Source organism: Pseudomonas yamanorum, from assembly GCF_013386765.1.
GTDB classification, from domain to species: Bacteria; Pseudomonadota; Gammaproteobacteria; order Pseudomonadales; family Pseudomonadaceae; genus Aquipseudomonas; species Aquipseudomonas yamanorum_A.
On record NZ_JACARE010000006.1, the window covers coordinates 32,104 to 48,028 of the forward strand.

The 15,925-nt window shown below is 61.3% G+C and carries 18 protein-coding genes; 7 read left to right on the plus strand and 11 right to left on the minus strand.

All coding sequences use genetic code 11. The annotated features are described in order from the left end of the window. Positions 1–17 precede the first annotated feature (17 nt). Positions 18–578 (minus strand): type 1 glutamine amidotransferase domain-containing protein, encoded by a 561-nt coding sequence (locus HX875_RS03400; protein ID WP_177041645.1) that lies wholly within the window; start codon positions 576–578, stop codon positions 18–20. Between the two features lie 202 nt (positions 579–780). On the opposite strand from HX875_RS03400, the gene HX875_RS03405 reads away from it, so the two are divergent. Together HX875_RS03405 and HX875_RS03410 are read left to right on the plus strand one after the other, a co-directional pair. Next, complete coding sequence (locus tag HX875_RS03405; RefSeq protein ID WP_177041647.1) at positions 781–1,005, plus strand: hypothetical protein; 225 nt, start codon at positions 781–783, stop codon at positions 1,003–1,005. Between the two features lie 15 nt (positions 1,006–1,020). Then, positions 1,021–1,452: a DNA methylase gene (locus HX875_RS03410; RefSeq protein ID WP_177041649.1), complete on the plus strand. Its 432-nt coding sequence runs from the start codon at positions 1,021–1,023 to the stop codon at positions 1,450–1,452. Positions 1,453–1,463: 11 nt separating this feature from the next. Here HX875_RS03410 and HX875_RS03415 read toward each other — a convergent pair whose 3' ends face one another. The 4 genes from HX875_RS03415 to HX875_RS03430 form a co-directional block, all read right to left on the minus strand. Next, positions 1,464–2,519 (minus strand): NAD(P)-dependent oxidoreductase, encoded by a 1,056-nt coding sequence (locus HX875_RS03415; RefSeq protein ID WP_177041651.1) that lies wholly within the window; start codon positions 2,517–2,519, stop codon positions 1,464–1,466. Positions 2,520–2,557: 38 nt separating this feature from the next. Then, positions 2,558–3,346 (minus strand): DeoR/GlpR family DNA-binding transcription regulator, encoded by a 789-nt coding sequence (locus HX875_RS03420; RefSeq protein WP_177041653.1) that lies wholly within the window; start codon positions 3,344–3,346, stop codon positions 2,558–2,560. A gap of 336 nt (positions 3,347–3,682) precedes the next feature. Further along, entirely contained in the window at positions 3,683–4,624 is a 942-nt protein-coding gene (locus HX875_RS03425) for an alpha/beta hydrolase (RefSeq protein ID WP_177041655.1), read from the minus strand. Positions 4,625–4,722: 98 nt separating this feature from the next. Then, the gene (locus HX875_RS03430) at positions 4,723–5,610 is read right to left on the minus strand and encodes a LysR family transcriptional regulator (RefSeq protein ID WP_177041657.1); all 888 of its coding nucleotides are present in this window, start codon (positions 5,608–5,610) and stop codon (positions 4,723–4,725) included. Between the two features lie 121 nt (positions 5,611–5,731). Here HX875_RS03430 and HX875_RS03435 point away from each other — a divergent pair, with 121 nt between their 5' ends. From HX875_RS03435 to HX875_RS03445, 3 genes are all read left to right on the plus strand, one after another. Then, on the plus strand, positions 5,732–6,595 hold the full coding sequence (locus HX875_RS03435; RefSeq protein ID WP_177041659.1) for an SDR family NAD(P)-dependent oxidoreductase: 864 nt from the start codon (positions 5,732–5,734) through the stop codon (positions 6,593–6,595). Positions 6,596–6,682: 87 nt separating this feature from the next. Continuing rightward, entirely contained in the window at positions 6,683–7,270 is a 588-nt protein-coding gene (gene nudK, locus HX875_RS03440) for a GDP-mannose pyrophosphatase NudK (RefSeq protein WP_177041954.1), read from the plus strand. Then, the gene (locus tag HX875_RS03445; protein ID WP_177041661.1) at positions 7,270–8,472 is read left to right on the plus strand and encodes an alpha/beta hydrolase; all 1,203 of its coding nucleotides are present in this window, start codon (positions 7,270–7,272) and stop codon (positions 8,470–8,472) included. The genes nudK and HX875_RS03445 overlap by 1 nt, the downstream gene beginning before the upstream one ends. Before the next feature lie 32 nt (positions 8,473–8,504). Here the strand turns inward: HX875_RS03445 and HX875_RS03450 are convergent, their stop codons facing one another. Continuing rightward, positions 8,505–8,945 carry a hotdog fold domain-containing protein gene (locus HX875_RS03450; protein ID WP_177041663.1) on the minus strand — a complete coding sequence of 147 codons (441 nt, stop codon included), beginning with the start codon at positions 8,943–8,945 and terminating at the stop codon, positions 8,505–8,507. A gap of 143 nt (positions 8,946–9,088) precedes the next feature. Here HX875_RS03450 and HX875_RS03455 point away from each other — a divergent pair, with 143 nt between their 5' ends. Beyond that, entirely contained in the window at positions 9,089–9,706 is a 618-nt protein-coding gene (locus HX875_RS03455) for a TetR/AcrR family transcriptional regulator (RefSeq protein ID WP_177041956.1), read from the plus strand. Here the strand turns inward: HX875_RS03455 and solA are convergent. After that, a complete protein-coding gene (gene solA / locus HX875_RS03460) occupies positions 9,703–10,875 on the minus strand; it encodes an N-methyl-L-tryptophan oxidase (RefSeq protein ID WP_177041665.1) in 1,173 nt (390 codons plus the stop codon). The two genes, HX875_RS03455 and solA, sit on opposite strands and share 4 nt — an antisense overlap. Before the next feature lie 34 nt (positions 10,876–10,909). Further along, complete coding sequence (locus tag HX875_RS03465) at positions 10,910–11,359, minus strand: Rrf2 family transcriptional regulator (RefSeq protein ID WP_177041666.1); 450 nt, start codon at positions 11,357–11,359, stop codon at positions 10,910–10,912. 144 nt (positions 11,360–11,503) lie between these two features. Here HX875_RS03465 and HX875_RS03470 point away from each other — a divergent pair, with 144 nt between their 5' ends. Beyond that, positions 11,504–12,391 carry an NAD(P)/FAD-dependent oxidoreductase gene (locus HX875_RS03470; RefSeq protein ID WP_177041667.1) on the plus strand — a complete coding sequence of 296 codons (888 nt, stop codon included), beginning with the start codon at positions 11,504–11,506 and terminating at the stop codon, positions 12,389–12,391. 4 nt (positions 12,392–12,395) lie between these two features. On the opposite strand, the gene HX875_RS03475 is transcribed toward HX875_RS03470, so the two are convergent. From HX875_RS03475 to HX875_RS03485, 3 genes are all read right to left on the minus strand, one after another. Continuing rightward, positions 12,396–12,926, minus strand: a complete 531-nt coding sequence (locus HX875_RS03475; RefSeq protein ID WP_177041668.1) for a hypothetical protein — start codon at positions 12,924–12,926, stop codon at positions 12,396–12,398. Between the two features lie 131 nt (positions 12,927–13,057). Continuing rightward, positions 13,058–14,407, minus strand: a complete 1,350-nt coding sequence (gudD, locus tag HX875_RS03480; protein WP_177041669.1) for a glucarate dehydratase — start codon at positions 14,405–14,407, stop codon at positions 13,058–13,060. Between the two features lie 10 nt (positions 14,408–14,417). Next, entirely contained in the window at positions 14,418–15,767 is a 1,350-nt protein-coding gene (locus HX875_RS03485) for an MFS transporter (protein ID WP_177041670.1), read from the minus strand. Between the last annotated feature and the right edge of the window lie 158 nt (positions 15,768–15,925).

Here is a 15,925-nt window from a genome sequence, read left to right on the forward strand (position 1 = left end):
GTTTGCATTGGCTCGCGTCAAGCCGCCAGTGCTTTGGCAATCGCCTGGTTGAACGCCGGCAAGTCATCGGGCGTGCGGGAGGTGATCAATGTCCAGCCATTGGCCGGGCATTCCTTTACCTCTGTATCCACCCAGTTTTCCGCCCCGGCATTCACCAGGTCGGTGCGCACGCTTTTATAGGAAGTGAGGGTCTTGCCGCCGATCACCCCGGCATCGATCAGCGCCCATGGGCCATGGCAGATGGCAGCTACGGTTTTCCCGGCCTTGACGAAATCGTTGATCAGCCGCAAGGCGTCGCTGTCCTGGCGCAGAGTGTCGGCATTGACGGTACCGCCGGGGATGACCAGTGCATCGAAGTCGCTGCCCTTCAGCTCCGAGAGCTTGGCATCGGACTCCACGGTCCGGTCTTTCTCGGTGTCCTTGAGGAAGGTCTGAGTGCTGCCACCCTTGCTGGAACCGTGGGTCACCGTGGCGCCGAAACCGCGCAGGGTTTCCAGGGGGTTGAGCAACTCGTCGCGCTCGATACCGGTGTTGGAGGTGATGATCAGAATTTTCTTGCCGTGCAGTTGCGAACTCATGGTCGAGTGTCTCCTGAGTAGGGTGTGCGAATGCTGCTACCGGACTGTTGAGCGGGCGCCTGAGCAAAAGGTTTAAATTAATTTGCGCTTATTTCCCGGGGCTGCTCCCGGTTCAATTTCCTTGAACTATCGAAAAATCATGGGCTCTGCTGCATAACGGCTCCGCGCTGGAGCGTTAGCTTTTCAACAGGAGGAACACCCCATGGGCACCGCAAAAAACGCCGACAAAACTCCCGATGCAATCAGCTCCGAACAGGCGCAGAAAGGGCGCCAGGTTGATGAGCAGGACAGTGCCTTGCAGCGGCCCAACCCCACGACCGAAACCGTCGATAAGGTGATCACGCCGACGTCCATCAAGGACACACAACGGCAAACCGACCGCATCAATGAGCAGGCCGCCAAGGTCGAGCGCAAGCTGGGCCAGTGAGAGGCGGAGGCAGTCATGGGCCGATCCATCAGCGCCAGTGAATTGGGGATCGAACTGCGCCCCGGTGACGACAGCGCGCTGTTCAAGTGGTTTGTCGCCAGCTTCCTGATGGGCAAGCGCATCCAGGCGCAGATCGCCGCGCAGGCTTATCAGGTGATTGTGGTGAAGCATGGCCGGGACACGCCGCGCAAGCTGCAGCATTGCACTTCCCGCGAGTTGGTGGCGATGCTCGGCGAGGCGCATTACGTGCGTTACGACGAAACCACCGCGCAGCGGCTACTGGACCTCAGCAGCAAGTTGAACGCGGAGTACGCGGGCAAGATCAGCCATATCCACGACGCCAGCACCGACCGCCAGGCGTTCGAGAAGCGCTTGAACGAATTCGAGGGTGTCGGACCGAAGACCGTGGAGATTTTCATGAGGGATGCGGCGTCAGTGTTGTTCTGATGCCGATGCCCTTAACCTTCAAGCATTGTCTGTCGAAAGGCATGAATCTGCTCAACGATCTGCGTTGACGCCTGGATGATTGCCGTGCGTGTGTTGCCGGCAATATGCGGGGTGAGTATCGCGTTGGCGACGCCAGTCAACGGCGAGTCGAACTGATCTTTTTCCTTGGCAAAGGTATCGATGGCGACGCCCTTGATATGGCCGGGAAAGCGCTTCATGAACAGTGCCAACTGGCCCTCGTCGACGATGCCGCCACGAGCCGTGTTGATCAGGATCGACCCCGGTTTCATCCGGCTGAACGCGGTGCTGTCGAACAAGCCTTTGGTCAGCGCCGTGAGGGGTGTGTGAATGGACAGCACGTCGGCTTCGTCCAGCAACTCGCCAAGGGTGGCGCGCCATTGCAGGCCCAGGCTCGCAGCGACGGATGGGGTGAAGCGCTCGGAGCCGGTGACTATCACCTTCATGCCCAGGGCCTGGGCCTTATGGGCCACCGCCTGGGCGATTCTGCCCGCGCCCACCAGCCCCAGCGTCAACTCGGCGATTTGCAAAGCAGGTGCGAGCAGGCCTTTTGACCATTGGCCTTGCTGAGTCTTGGCGTTGTAGAGATTAAGGTCTCGGGACAGGAACAGTGTTTGTGCCAGCACATATTCGGCCACAGCCGTCGCGTTGGAGCCTGGGGTATTGAGGACGGTCACGCCACGCTCGGCGGCGGCGTGCAAATCGATATGGTTTACCCCAACTCCCGCCTGGGCGATGGCCTGCAAAGGGCTGCCCAAATCGGGCGAGGCAGCGGCGTTGATCAGCGCGGCGCCCAGGGGAATGTTCAAGCGGGTCTTGATGACGCTGTAGCCTGCGGCCGTTACCACGGCACTGATCAAGGCCGGTGTGTCGTGACCGTTGATGTCCACGAACCGAATGCGCCCGGCGTAGTGGATTTTGATGCTGTCTGGGTCGGCGAAGTAGTGCAGGTTGAGGGTGATGTCCAGCCCGTATGCCAGGCACTGCTCGATTTCTGTATGGAGCAAGGGCGGGTTGGGGGCATCCAGGATCAGCACGGGAAACACCATGGGTCTATTCCTCTGCAAAGGGCTACCGGGCCGACTGGTTACGCATCCACCTGCATCACCTCAAGCCCCAGGCACTCATAAGCCTCGACACTGCCCGGCGGCACATGCCATTCGGTAATCAGCGTGTGAATCCGACTGCACGGCGCCACCACAAACGGCTCCACCGCGCCCAGCTTGTCGGCCAGGGTGACGGCCACCACGTGGGAGGCGCTGTCGAGCATAGCCTGTTTCACCGCAACCTCTTCGAAGTGCAGCGAGCTAATGCCCACCTGTGGATGCAGTGCACACACGCCGGTAAACAACAGGTCCGCCTTGATACCCTGGATCAGCCGCAGCGCTTCATGCCCGCTGGCGGCCATGGTCACCGGGTTGAGCTGCCCGCCGGCAAGGATCACCGTCACATTGGGATGCTCGGACAGCGCGATGGCGATCATCGGTGAATGGGTGACGGCGGTCAGCCTGATGGCATGCGGCAAGGACTGGGCGATTTGCAGGGTGGTGGTGCCCGAGTCGAACAGCACGATCTGGCCGTCTTCCACGCGGTCGGCGGCGAGTTGCGCCAGGTGGCGTTTGGTCGCGGTGGTTTCGCCAAACCGGGTGAAGAAATCTTTGCCGGTGTCTTTGGGCCTCGGCAGTGCACCGCCATGCACCCGTTGCAGCAGACCGGCGGAGGCGAGCTCGCCAAGGTCGCGGCGGATGGTGTCCTGGGAGACGGCGAAATGCTCCACCAATTCCGAGGCGGTGACTTTGCCGTCGCGCTCCAGCAGCAACAGGATTTTCTGTTTGCGCAACGAAGGCAGGTCGATGGCGGCATGGGTGTTTTGCATGTTTATGCTCGTTATTGCGTGTTTATGCGAGATTAATCAGGCTGTGGACTAAACGCAATGGGTGGCCGCATTTTGACGGCATGGGTGCGTTTGGAGATGCAGGAGATTTGCTGCCCGGGACCGTTCCAGCAGGAAGTTATTGAGCAAAAAAATCGTAAAAAATTAAAAAGAGTTGTCCACGAAAACCGTGGGTATCTCTGTGGATAACTTCCCTTGAGCCCGGCGGGTATGGCGATTTAACCCGCGGTTAATATTTGATCAGTCGCTGTTTATAGCCAGTATGGGCAGGCTTTGCGCCTTGACAGGCACCGGAGAAACCGGTGCCGGAATGCAGATTTACGAGTTGTCCGGGTGCAGGTTGGAGGGCCCGGCGACCTGTGCTGGCCGCTTCGTTTGCATCAGGCTGTCCAGTGCCTGGCGATAGCGGCTGCCGGCCAGGCGCATGCTGTCGTTGTGAGTCGCCCCCGGCACCAGCAACAAGCGTTTGGGCTCTTGCGCGGCATCAAACAATTGCTGGCTGAAACGCGGTGGCACAAAGGCATCGGCAAGCCCGTGGACCACCAGCAACGGCATGTGGATGTCGGCGATCTTGTCGATGGAATCGAACTTCTGCGACAGCAGCCAGCGCACCGGCAGCGAGGTGTTAGCCACCGCAGTAGCCACGTCCGCCAATGAGGTAAACGTGGATTCGATCACCAGCCCGCGCACCGGCGGCGGCTCATGGTTATCCGCCGCCTGCTTGCCCAGTTCGGCCGCCAGGTCGATGGCCACCGCGCCACCCAGGGAGTGCCCGTAGATCAGGCGCTTGGCGGGGTCGGGTTGCAGCACCTGGAAGCGTTCCCAGGCTATGCGTGCGTCTTCGTACACGCTGGTTTCGGAAGGCAGGTCGCCCTGGCTTTGGCCGAAGCCGCGGTAGTCGATGGCCAGTACCGAGAAGCCCAGGGCCCGCAGCTGTTCAATGCGAAACAACTGGCCGGTGAGATTCCAGCGTACGCCGTGCAAATAGAGAATGGCGGGCGCATCTTTCCGGGCTGCCGGCCACCACCAGCCGTGAATGTTTTGCCCGGATTTGAAACTCGACGGTTTCAGGTCGAATTCCTGTACGTCACGGGGCAACCCGCTGTACCAACTGGCAGTGCCCGGTTCGACGCGAAACAGCAATTCGCGCTCCTTGTGCTGCAGCACGGCGCAACCCACCGGCAGGCCAATGATCACGGCGGCCATGCACAACAAGGGAAACCAGCGCAGGCCGAGGCGGGACAGAAAACGTGAAAACATGAAGGTTCCAGGACAGAGGCGAAGCACGGGTTTTAACAGATGCCCCGGCCGCGCAGGAAATATTTAGACCGCCGTCACCGGGCATTGCTTGCAAAGTATTACAGCGTGCTTTCCAGCAGTGAGAAGAACTGCCTGGCTAACGGCGAAGGATTGTCGGTGTTCCAGTTCAGGTAGAGCCCGATGCTGGAAGATTCGGCGGCAAGGGGACGAAACACTACCTTGTCGCTGTTCATCGAACGGGCAATCGACGCTGGCACCAGCGCCACGCCAAACCCGCAAGCTACCAGGCCGATCAGCGTGTGCAATTGATCGGCTTCCTGCACCACGCGCGGATAGAAACCCGCCGCCTCACACAAGCCGATCAACTGATGGTGATAGCCGCTGCCCAGTGCTTGTGGGGTGAACACAAAGTCGGCGTTGGCAAAAACCTTCAGCTCGATAACGGCATCACCGGCGTTGGGGTGGTCCATCGGCAGCGCCATCAGAATCGGCTCATCCAGCAACAGCCTGGATTCGATGTTATCCGCCTGGCCCGGCAGGTAGCGCAAAAAGGCGATATCGGCCTCTCCACTTGCCAGGGCCTTGGCCTGACTGGCCGAAGGCATTTCCTTGATCACCAACCGGACCTTGGGAAACGTCAGGCGAAACCGCCTGAGGGTATCGAGCAGCCACGGATAACCGGCAATCGACACCGAGGTGAGGGTGAGTGTGCCGGCGACGCCCTCGGACACTTGCCGGGTGTGTTCAACGCCTTGCTGCAATTGCCCGAGGACGGTGTACGCCGTCTCAAGAAATGCTGCCCCAGCGGGCAGCAGCTTCACCCCGCGCCGGTCACGCTCCAGCAGGGCAAACCCCAGCTTCTCTTCCAGCCGGTTGATCGCCTGGCTCAACGCGGGCTGCGCCATGTGCAGGCGCAGCGCGGCCTTGTGAAAGTGCAGCTCTTCGGCCACTGCAATGAATTGGCGCAGCAGGCGGGTTTCGATCATCTGGTCTGTTCCTTCAGATAGAGGAGCTGATATGGCGCAGGTATCAACATCGCTGTTTTTCAGTATTAAACAGGACGGTCAGCGGTTGTTAGGGTGGAGTGCCTATCAGGAGAACGCAACGATGGACTTTACAGGTAAAACCGCAATCGTGACCGGCGCCGCCCGGGGCCTGGGCTTCAGCTATGCGCGGGAGTTGGCGCGTCTGGGGGCGCAAGTGGTGATCAGTGATATCGGCGCCGACACGCTGGGCGAGGGGGCCGACCCACAGGTGGTGCAGGCCGCCGCGCTGGCGCTTCAGGGCGAGGGGCTGCAGGTGGTCGGCCACGCAACCGACCTGTCGGGTGAAGCGGGTTGTCGAGCATTGATCGAGTGCGCCATCAGCCATTTCGGGCAGCTCGACATCCTGATCCACAATGCCGGCTGGGTCGGTTATCAACCCATCGAGGCCGCCGACGCGGCGTTTATCCGTAGGGCCATGGACATCAATGTCTACGCGCCGATCTGGCTGGGCAAACACGCCTGGCCCTACCTCAGGCAATCCGCTGCCCCGCGCATCGTGCTCACCACCTCGGACCGCGCGATGTACACGCAATATGCCCAGCCGGGCCTGGTGGCCTACAGCGCCGGCAAGATGGCGCAACTGGGGATCATGAATGCGTTGAGCGGGGAAGGGGCCGAGGCGGGGATCCTGGTGAATGCCATCTCGCCCGTGGCCAAGACCCGCATGTGGGGCGTGACCGGCGAGCCGGGCAACCTCAAGCCGGAATCGGTAACCCCCGGCGTAGTCTTCCTGGCCTCGGCGCAGTGCCAGGACAGCGGTTACATCCTGCGGGCCAGTAACGGGCGGTTCACTGCCACGCGTTTTGTTGAAAACCCGGGTGTCAGTTACCCGGTTGATCTGGCGCGGCCCAAGGCCTCGACCGCCGAGCAAGTAGCAGCATCCTGGACCCGGATAAAGGCGCATCCAGATCCCGGCGCACAATGATTTGCGGGTGCCCTCACACTGGCTTGAACTTGACGATGCGCAAGGCAGGAGGACATGCTCGACACCCTTCCGATTAAAGGCTCGACCATGGACAACAGCCCCGTTCGCATCCACACCGAAGAACTGCTCTCGGACAACTGGTACGTGCTGAAAAAGTACACCTTCGACCTGCGCCGCCGCGACGGCAGTTGGCAGTCCCAGACCCGCGAGATCTATGACCGGGGCAATGGCGCGACCATCCTGCTGTACAGCCGCGAGCAGCGCACGGTGTTGCTGATTCGCCAGTTCCGCATGCCCACTTTCGTCAATGGCTACCACGGCTACCTGATCGAGTCCGCCGCCGGCCTGCTGGACAACGCCAGCCCCGAGGAACGCATTCGCCTGGAGGCCGAGGAAGAGACGGGCTACCGCGTGGGCCACGTGGAAAAAATCTACTCGGCCTTCATGAGCCCGGGCTCCGTCACCGAGCGCATTCACTTTTTCATCGGCGAATATCAGTCGGGCGACCGGGTCAGTGATGGCGGCGGGCTGGAAGAAGAAGGCGAGGATATCGAGGTGCTGGAGCTGGGGTTTGAGGCCGCGTTGTCCATGGTGCAAAGTGGCGAGATCGTCGACGGCAAGACCATCATGCTGTTGCAGTATCTTGAATTGCGGATGTTGAAAGAGGGCTGGTGATGTCGCGTCGGTTGTCGGTGGTGCTGGCGGTGTTGTTGGCCGGATGCGGTGGTGCGAGTGCTGCGCAAACGCCGGTCGGTGACGGTGGTGTTCCCGCGTTCTATACCTGGGCCGACAAGATGCCCGCATCGCCCGGGCAGATGCTGCGCAGCGAGCCGTTGACGGCCGCGCAAAGCCTGGCCGAGGCGGGGCAGAATATCCGGATCCTGTACACGTCCACCGATGGCATCGACCCCCGCAAACACGTGGTTGTCTCCGGTGCGCTGTTCCTGCCCAAGGGCACGCCGCCGTCGGGTGGCTGGCCGCTGATGGCGTGGGCCCATGGCACGGTGGGCAGCGCTGATGTTTGCGCGCCCTCGTTCACCCGCCGCAGCCCGCGGGACACGCGTTATCTCAATTATTGGCTGGGGCAAGGCTACGCCGTCGTTGCCACCGATTACCAAGGGCTCGGCACGCCGGGCCTGCATCCATATGGGCTGACCAGCCCGCTGGCGTATGGCGTGCTCGACAGCATCCGTGCGGTGATGGGCGGTGGTTTTGAGCTCTCCAAACGTGTCGTGGTGTTCGGCCAGTCCCAGGGTGGGCGTGCCGCCTTCGCCACGGCGGTCTATGCCAAGGACTATGCGCCGGAGTTGAACATCGTCGGCGTTGTCGCCACCGGTACGCCTTACGCTGCGACCCATAAAACCGGAGACAGTGCCGAGCTGGAAAAAGCCCGCAGCTCGGTGGTACCGACCTTCGCCTACAACCTGCTGCGCCTCGGCACGGCCACGTTGTTTGATCCTTCGTTCAATCCCGCCGACTATTTGAGCGCGCGCGCAATGCCGGCGTTCGGGATCAGCCAGCGTGATTGCTTGCATGCCATCGAGCAGCGGGTGGTCGCCGACGGGCTGACCTTCAATGACAGCTTCAAGCGCTCGCCGAAAGCGGCTCTCGACAAGGTCTACCGCGAGTCGGCGTATCCGACGCTGAAGACCGATATTCCGGTTTTCATCGGCACCGGGGGCAAGGACCAGGACGTGTTTGTGCCCGGGCAGAAGGCCCTGGTCAGGGACGCGTGCAAGGCGGGGGACCGGATCGAATGGCATTTCTACCCCGAGCTTGATCACTCGGCCACGGTCAATGGTTCGCTGGCGGATTCGACGCCGTTTGTGCGCAAGGCGTTTGCCGCAGAGCGGATTCCCGGCAACTGCGGGTTGTAAAAGCAGGAGCCGCCCGGCTCCTGCGACGGCCTTCAGGCCAGCTTTACGTCCATGGTGATTCGCGCGGTAAATACCAACTTCCCCTCCGCATCGAGCATGTCCACCGGCACTATCTTGTCGCCCGCCGTCTGCCAATCAATCCCCTCGCCATTGGCCGTTGCCGTAACGCTGCTTTTGGCCTTGGCCAGGTATTGCACCGTCATCCCCTTGGGAATCCAGCGCGCGCCAGTTGGCACGGACACATCCGTCATTGTCCCTGCCGCCAGTTCCGCAGCATTGCACATGGCGATCGCATGCACCGTCCCCAGGTGGTTGGTGACGGCCTTGCTGAACGGCACTTCCACCGCCGCCAACCCCGGGCGCAACTGGGTGATCAGTGGGTTGATGGTGCTGAAGTAGGGCGCCATCTGGCACGCCAGTTTGCTGAACGCTTCGGGGCCGACGCTGTTGAACATACTCAGGTACTGACTCATGGTGCTGCCTCGCTGATGATCCGAATTTACGGAATGTTGTTCCGTTACAGAATAATGTTCTGTAAGGGAACAGTATTCTGCCCATGGGAAATCTGTCAAGCTGCCCCGACGTATCCCTTTCAACGATTGAGTTCGTGTTCAGCATGCAAACCCCGGATCTGCTCCAGCGCTGCTTCCCTGGCCGAAGGGCCGAATTGAAGCGCGACATCTTCACGGCCGCCCTCGACCTGTTCAACGAACAAGGCCTTGAAGCCACCACCATCGAGATGATTCGCGCCCGATGCGACACCAGCGTCGGCGCCATCTACCACCACTTCGGCAACAAGGAAGGATTGGTCGCCGCGCTGTTCTTTACCGCGCTGGATGATCAGGCCGAATTGCGTGCGCGCTACCTGGAATCAGCAAGCACGGCGAAGGAGGGGGTTTACGCGCTGGTGCACAGCTATGTGGATTGGGTGGACAGCGAGCCGCAGTGGGCGCGTTTCCAATACCACGCGCGTTTCGCCGTGACCAAGGGCCCGTTCGCTGCCGAGCTGGAAAGCCGCAACCAGTCGCGCAATGGGTTGCTCAAGGAGTGGTTGGCGCTGCCCGGGCGTGGTGATCAGCTCAACCAACTGCCTGCAGAACTGTGGCCGTCACTGATCATCGGCCAGGCCGACAGCTATTGCCGCGCCTGGTTGGCCGGACGGGCGACCAGCAGCCCGCGGATTTACCGCGAGGTGCTGGCCGAGGCGGCGTGGCGTTCGGTGGGTGGCCGTTAGGCGAACCGGCGCAGCGAAAACGCCGACAAGTCGATGGCGCTTTTGCCGTCCACGCATTGCTGCGCCAATGCTTCGCCGATCGCGGCCGAGTGCTTGAAACCGTGCCCGGAGCAGGCGCTGACCACCGTCACGTTTTCCAGGTGCGGATGCTGGTCGATGATGAAACCGTAGTCCGGTGTCAGGGTGTAAGTGCAGACAGCCGTTTTCAGTACCTGAGAAGTCACACCGCCAACCTTGCCCGCGAGATGGGCGCTGAACATGGCGTCAGATTCGGCAGGGCTGACCTGTCGATTGACCGCCTCGGGCGTGGTCACGACAGCACGTTGCTCGCAGGCGACCTTCATACTGTGTTCCCCGGCAATCGGCGGGAAGCCGTAGCAGTTGTCGTCCTCGCCCGGCCCGTGGGCAAGAATGAAGGTGGGTGAGTTCGGGGGGAATACCGATGGCTCGGCCAGCTTGAACCAGTACAGGTTCTGGCGGCACACCGTCAGCAGCGTATCGAAGGGGGCGCCGAGCAACTCGGCGCTCCACATGCCGGCGCAGACGATCACCTTGCCGGCGCGCACTGTGTGCGTCTCTGTGCTGATGGTCACCTCGCCGTTGTCCGATTGCAGCTGGCTGACCACGGCGCCGGTCAGTGTCTCAGCCCCCAGTTGGCGGGCAAGGGTCAGTTGGGCCTCAATGCAGCGCTCAGGCTTGACGTAGCCGCCACCCGGTTCGAAATAGCCCACGGCATTGTCTTCAAGCCCGGCAAATTGCGCAAAGCGCCCGCGAATCTGTTCGGCGTTCAGCACCTCATGGGGAATGCCGTAGGCCTTGCCCAGCTCGATGGTCTGGCGGGTGAAGTCCGCGATACCGTGCTGTGGAGCGGCGGGTTCGCCACTGCTCATGACCAGCACGCCGCATTGCTCGAACAGGCTCACATCCAGCTCGGCTTCCAGCTCGCGCCAGATCTGTTGCGAGCGGATCACCAGCGGCACATAGGCCGCCCCTTCGCCGACGGCCTGGCGGGTGATGCGCGTGTCGCCATGGCTGGAACCCTGGTCATGGGGTGGCGCAAAGCGGTCGATGCCAATGGCGTGAACCCCGCGCCGGGCCAGTTGATAGAGCGTGGCAGCGCCCATGGCGCCGAGTCCGATCACGGCTACGTCGTAGTGCAGCGCTGGCATATCCTGACTCCTTCAGAAGGGGGAGCCGACCGTATCACGCACACGGCACCGGCGTCGTCGCCACTTGATAGCGTTGATCAAAATCATCCGCCAACTGCTCCAGCGTCACCTCGCCCAAACGCTGCAGCAATAACGCCTGGGCGTCATCAAAGGCCTGGTTCAGCGCGGCATTCACGGCCTGTTCCACCAGGCACTGCGGGTGATCGGTAGACAGGCCGACCGCAAAGATCGACGAGGTGCCCAGGGCGTTGTGGATGTCCAGCAAGGTGATTTCGCTCAGCGGCTTGCCCAGCATCCAGCCGCCCTGGTGGCCTTTCTCCGAGCGCACATAACCCTTTTCCTTGAGCAGGCCCAAAGTGCGGCGTACCACCACCGCGTTGGTACCGAGCATCTGCGCGATGGTCTCCGAGGTGGCGCGTTCTTCATGGCGGCCCATGTGGATCAGCACGTGGAGCATGCGTGATAGGCGGGTGTCGTTTCTCATCTGCAGGCCTCTGGATTTCCTGCCCGAAAGTATCGTTCGTAACGATTGGAGTTGCGAGACTCTTGACGAAGTATTTTTATGTAACTTATGGTGTGTCGTGAGTGCCCGGCAACCGCTGCAAGGGCCACCAGAGAGGTCATCTTCATGGTTTACGACGTGATTATCGTGGGCGGCAGCTACGCCGGAATGTCGGCCGGCCTGCAACTGGCACGGGCCCGGCGCAAGGTGCTGGTGATTGATGCCGGGCAGCGGCGCAACCGTTTTGCGGCCACCTCCCATGGTTTCCTCAGCCAGGATGGGCAGCCGCCGGAGCTGATCGCGGCTGAAGGGCGAGGGCAGTTGATGGAGTACCCGACGGTGACCTGGGTGCAAGACACGGCCGTCGAGGCGACTCGCAGCCAGGACGGTTTTTGGGTGCAAACCCGCTGTAATGGTGGGTTCAACGCTCGGCGCTTGATTCTCGCCACCGGCGTGGTGGATGAATTGCCCGAGGTCGACGGCCTGCAAGAGCGTTGGGGCAAACATGTATTCCACTGCCCCTATTGCCACGGTTATGAGCTGGATCAGGGCCGCATCGGCGTATTGGCGACTTCACCGTTGGCGATGCATCACGCGATGCTGCTGCCGGACTGGGGCACCACCACGCTGTTCACCAACGGCGTATTTGTGCCGGATGCCGAGCAGCAGGCGCAGTTGGATCGGCGCGCAGTTCGTGTTGAAAGCCAGTGGGTGCGGCGGATTGTCGGTGAGCGGGCGGATGTCGAATTGGCAGACGGCCGGGTGATCGCCCTGGACGGCATCTTCACGATGTCCCGTACCCGCATGGCCAGCCCGTTGGCCGAGCAGTTGGGGTGTGAATGTGTCGAAGGACCGACCGGGCCTTATCTCCTCACCAACGACACGCGCCAGACCACAGTGCCCGGCGTGTATGCCTGTGGAGATGCCAACCTGGCTGGTGGCTCGGTAGCGCTGGCGGTCGGCGAGGGTGTGCGCGCCGGGGTAGGCGCGCACTTTTCGATGATTTTCAGCTGAGGTTTCAGTGCTGGGTTGAGTCGGTGATATTGAATTTCCCATCGCCGATTTCTGCAGTTTGCTCATCGCCAAAACGATCAATCCATTCGAATTTGCAGTGGTTGAAGGTCCCTTCAATGTGTGGCGTGTGGGGCTTGAGTGTAAATTCGACGGTGCCTTGATGGGCTTTGACGATTACACCGCTGGTTTGGCGGATATAACGCAGTTCAACGTCGGTATTGCCTGGGCCCAAATGGTGTACGCCGTTCGGGGTGCCCTCGAGAATCCTGACAGCAATGATGACCTTGGGATCATTGATGGGAGGGTCGTATTCGTCTTGTATGCCATTGAAGACCCAATACGCAGGGAACTCGGGTGATGGGGATTCTTTCCAGAGGTTGACAATCTCTGCATCGAATTTTTTGTATGACGGAACTGAGGCGTTCACCTTGGCCGTGAGTGTTCCGCGCGCAGCAGGCGTGGCGGTGTTGATCCAAGGTTGGCTGAGCTTTTCAATCTCGGCCGTGGGCGTGGGGCGATTGGTTTTCTGAGTCATGGTTGTCGCTCCTGAGGGCGGGCTCACCCTTGATGGGGTGAGATCGCCCTGATCTTAGGCGCGACAGGTGTCGTCAGATACTGTCAACGTTGACAGGTATCAAAGGCGAGAAATGCATAGAAGCAGGCTATTCAGCGCACCAGGCACGGGCGCTTGTTATCGAACGTCCAGCCCGGAATCATGAACTGCATCGCCACGCTGTCATTGCGTGCACCCAGGCCCATGCCTTTGTACAGCTCATGGGCGTGGGCCACGGCATCCATGTCGATATCCACCCCCAGGCCCGGCTTGGCCGGAACCTTGATATGCCCGTCGACAATCTTCAGCGGCGCCTTGGTCAGGCGCTGGCCGTCCTGCCAGATCCAGTGGGTGTCGATGGCGGTGATTTCCCCCGGTGCGGCGGCGGCCACCTGGGTGAACATCGCCAGGGAAATGTCGAAGTGATTGTTCGAGTGCGAGCCCCAGGTCAGGCCCCATTCGTGGCACATCTGCGCCACTCGCACCGAGCCTTGCATGGTCCAGAAGTGCGGGTCGGCGAGGGGAATGTCCACCGACTGCAACTGGATCGCGTGGCCCATTTCCCGCCAGTCGGTGGCGATCATGTTGGTAGCGGTGGGCAGCCCGGTGGCACGGCGGAACTCGGCCATGACTTCGCGCCCGGAGTAACCGTTTTCTGCACCGCAAGGGTCTTCGGCGTAGGCCAGCACGTGATGCTGGTCGCGGCACAGGGCGATGGCTTCTTTCAGCGACCAGGCGCCGTTGGGGTCCAGGGTGATGCGCGCATCGGGGAAGCGTTCGGCCAGTGCGGTGACCGCCTCGATTTCCTCGGCGCCGCGCAGTACGCCGCCCTTGAGTTTGAAATCGTTGAAGCCGTATTGCGCCTTGGCCGCCTCTGCCAGGCGCACGATTGCGTCGGGGGTCATGGCTTGCTCATGTCGCAGGCGGAACCAGTCTTCGGCATTGTCTTCGCTGCGATACGCCAGGTCGGTTTGCTGGCGATCACCGATGTAGAACAGGTAGCCGAGCATCTTCACCGCGTCGCGCTGCTGGCCTTCACCGAGCAATGCCGCTACCGGCACTTCAAGGAACTGGCCGAGCAAATCCAGAAGTGCTGCTTCCATCGCCGTGACGGCATGGATGGTGATGCGCAGGTCAAAGGTCTGCAAACCCCGGCCCGCCGAATCCCGTGCGGCGAAGGTCTGGCGCATGGCATTGAGAATGCTCTGGTACTGGCCGATGGGCTTGCCGATCACCAGGCTGCGGGCGTCTTCCAGGGTCTCGCGGATGCGTTCGCCGCCGGGCACTTCACCGACGCCGGTACGGCCGGCGCTGTCGGTGAGGATCACGATATTGCGCGTAAAAAATGGCCCGTGGGCGCCGCTGAGGTTGAGCAGCATGCTGTCGTGGCCGGCCACCGGGATGACTTGCAGGCCGGTAACCACCGGGGCGCCGTTGGCGTGGTGCTGGTGTTCTGTGTTCATCGTGTAGTCCTTATTTGCTCAAGACGGGGGCGGGTTGCAGCACGCTGCTGGTGGTCGGGCCGGGCAGGGTCCTGGCGAAGAACACCAGGATCGCCGCAAGGATTGACGTGCCCGCCAGGCCATACAAACCGCCCTGGATCGAACCGGTGGTCTGTTCCAGAAAGCCGAAGGTGGTGGGCGCGACAAACCCGCCGAGGTTGCCGATGGAGTTGATCAGCGCGATCACTGCGGCGGCGATCCGTGCATCCAGGTAACCCTGGGGAATCGGCCAGAACAGCGAGGACGCCGATTTGAAGCCAATCGCTGCAAAGCAGATGGCGATAAACGCAAAGATCGGCCCGCCGGTGGTGGACAGGAACATGCCGATCGCGGCGATCACCAGTGCGGCAGCGACCCACGCCTGCTGGAACTTGAACTTGCCCGCCAGTGCGGCGAAGGCGTACATCGCGATGATCGAAATCAGCCACGGGATGGAGTTGTAGAAACCCACCTGGATGTCGCTCAGGTCGCCCATCTTCTTGATGATGCTCGGCAGCCAGAAGGTGGCGGCGTAGATCGTCAGCTGGATGCAGAAGTACAGGGCGCAGAACAGCATGATCTGGCGGTCCTTGAGCAGCTTGCCCAGGGTCGGCTTGATCGTGGTGGCGGCGTCTCGCTCGCGCTGTTCGCGGTCGATCTCGCCCACCAGTGCGTCCTTCTCTTCAAGGCTCAGCCACTTGGCGTCGTGGGGCTTGGAGTCGAGCCAGAACCACACGAAAAAGCACAGCAGCACCGAGGCCATGCCTTCGATGATGTACATCCATTGCCAGCCATGCAGGCCCAGCCCGGTGATTTGCAGCAGCACGCCAGACAGGGGGCCGGAGATCAGCGAGGCGAGGGCCGAGCCGCTGAGGAAGATCGCAATCGCCTTGCCGCGCTCGACGCCGGGCAGCCAGCGGGTGAAGTAGTAGATCACCCCGGGGAAGAAGCCGGCCTCGGCCACACCCAGCAGGAAGCGCAGGATGTAGAAGTGGGTTTCGTTCTGGATAAACGCCATCAGCGTGGCGGTGATGCCCCAGGTGAACATGATGCGGGTCAGCCAGATGCGCGCGCCGACTTTTTGCAGGAGCATGTTGGAGGGTACTTCGAACAGCGCGTAGCCGATGAAGAACAACCCGGCGCCGAAGCCGTAGGCGGCTGCACCAATGCCCAGGTCGTGTTCCATGTGGGTACGCACAAAGCCGATGTTGACGCGGTCGATGTAGTTGACGATGAACATGATCACGAACAGCGGGAGCACGTGGCTCTTCACTTTCTTGATCGCGCGGGCCAGGACCGGGTCGGTGGCAGGCGCAGCTGTCGCAGGGCTGGAAGGGGTCACGAGGTAAAACTCCCACTGATTATTGTTGTGCGGGGGATAGGCTCGGGTTGCCGGAGATGTCTGACAACTTGATAGACATCATACAACTGCAATTTCAGAGATGGCAACACTTTGTAGGAGCAAGCTTGCTCGCGATAAACGCCAACGATTACGCGGTT

Bases quoted from the DNA above. Each gene is read 5' to 3' on its own strand.
- HX875_RS03420 (WP_177041653.1), bottom strand. From the start codon at position 3,346: ATGCAAAACACCCATGCCGCCATCGACCTGCCTTCGTTGCGCAAACAG.
- solA (WP_177041665.1), bottom strand. From the start codon at position 10,875: ATGCCAGCGCTGCACTACGACGTAGCCGTGATCGGACTCGGCGCCATG.
- HX875_RS03410 (WP_177041649.1), top strand. From the start codon at position 1,021: ATGGGCCGATCCATCAGCGCCAGTGAATTGGGGATCGAACTGCGCCCC.
- nudK (WP_177041954.1), top strand. From the start codon at position 6,683: ATGGACAACAGCCCCGTTCGCATCCACACCGAAGAACTGCTCTCGGAC.
- HX875_RS03405 (WP_177041647.1), top strand. From the start codon at position 781: ATGGGCACCGCAAAAAACGCCGACAAAACTCCCGATGCAATCAGCTCC.
- HX875_RS03435 (WP_177041659.1), top strand. From the start codon at position 5,732: ATGGACTTTACAGGTAAAACCGCAATCGTGACCGGCGCCGCCCGGGGC.
- HX875_RS03425 (WP_177041655.1), bottom strand. From the start codon at position 4,624: ATGTTTTCACGTTTTCTGTCCCGCCTCGGCCTGCGCTGGTTTCCCTTG.
- HX875_RS03430 (WP_177041657.1), bottom strand. From the start codon at position 5,610: ATGATCGAAACCCGCCTGCTGCGCCAATTCATTGCAGTGGCCGAAGAG.
- HX875_RS03450 (WP_177041663.1), bottom strand. From the start codon at position 8,945: ATGAGTCAGTACCTGAGTATGTTCAACAGCGTCGGCCCCGAAGCGTTC.
- HX875_RS03455 (WP_177041956.1), top strand. From the start codon at position 9,089: ATGCAAACCCCGGATCTGCTCCAGCGCTGCTTCCCTGGCCGAAGGGCC.
- HX875_RS03470 (WP_177041667.1), top strand. From the start codon at position 11,504: ATGGTTTACGACGTGATTATCGTGGGCGGCAGCTACGCCGGAATGTCG.
- HX875_RS03465 (WP_177041666.1), bottom strand. From the start codon at position 11,359: ATGAGAAACGACACCCGCCTATCACGCATGCTCCACGTGCTGATCCAC.
- gudD (WP_177041669.1), bottom strand. From the start codon at position 14,407: ATGAACACAGAACACCAGCACCACGCCAACGGCGCCCCGGTGGTTACC.
- HX875_RS03400 (WP_177041645.1), bottom strand. From the start codon at position 578: ATGAGTTCGCAACTGCACGGCAAGAAAATTCTGATCATCACCTCCAAC.
- HX875_RS03415 (WP_177041651.1), bottom strand. From the start codon at position 2,519: ATGGTGTTTCCCGTGCTGATCCTGGATGCCCCCAACCCGCCCTTGCTC.
- HX875_RS03475 (WP_177041668.1), bottom strand. From the start codon at position 12,926: ATGACTCAGAAAACCAATCGCCCCACGCCCACGGCCGAGATTGAAAAG.
- HX875_RS03445 (WP_177041661.1), top strand. From the start codon at position 7,270: ATGTCGCGTCGGTTGTCGGTGGTGCTGGCGGTGTTGTTGGCCGGATGC.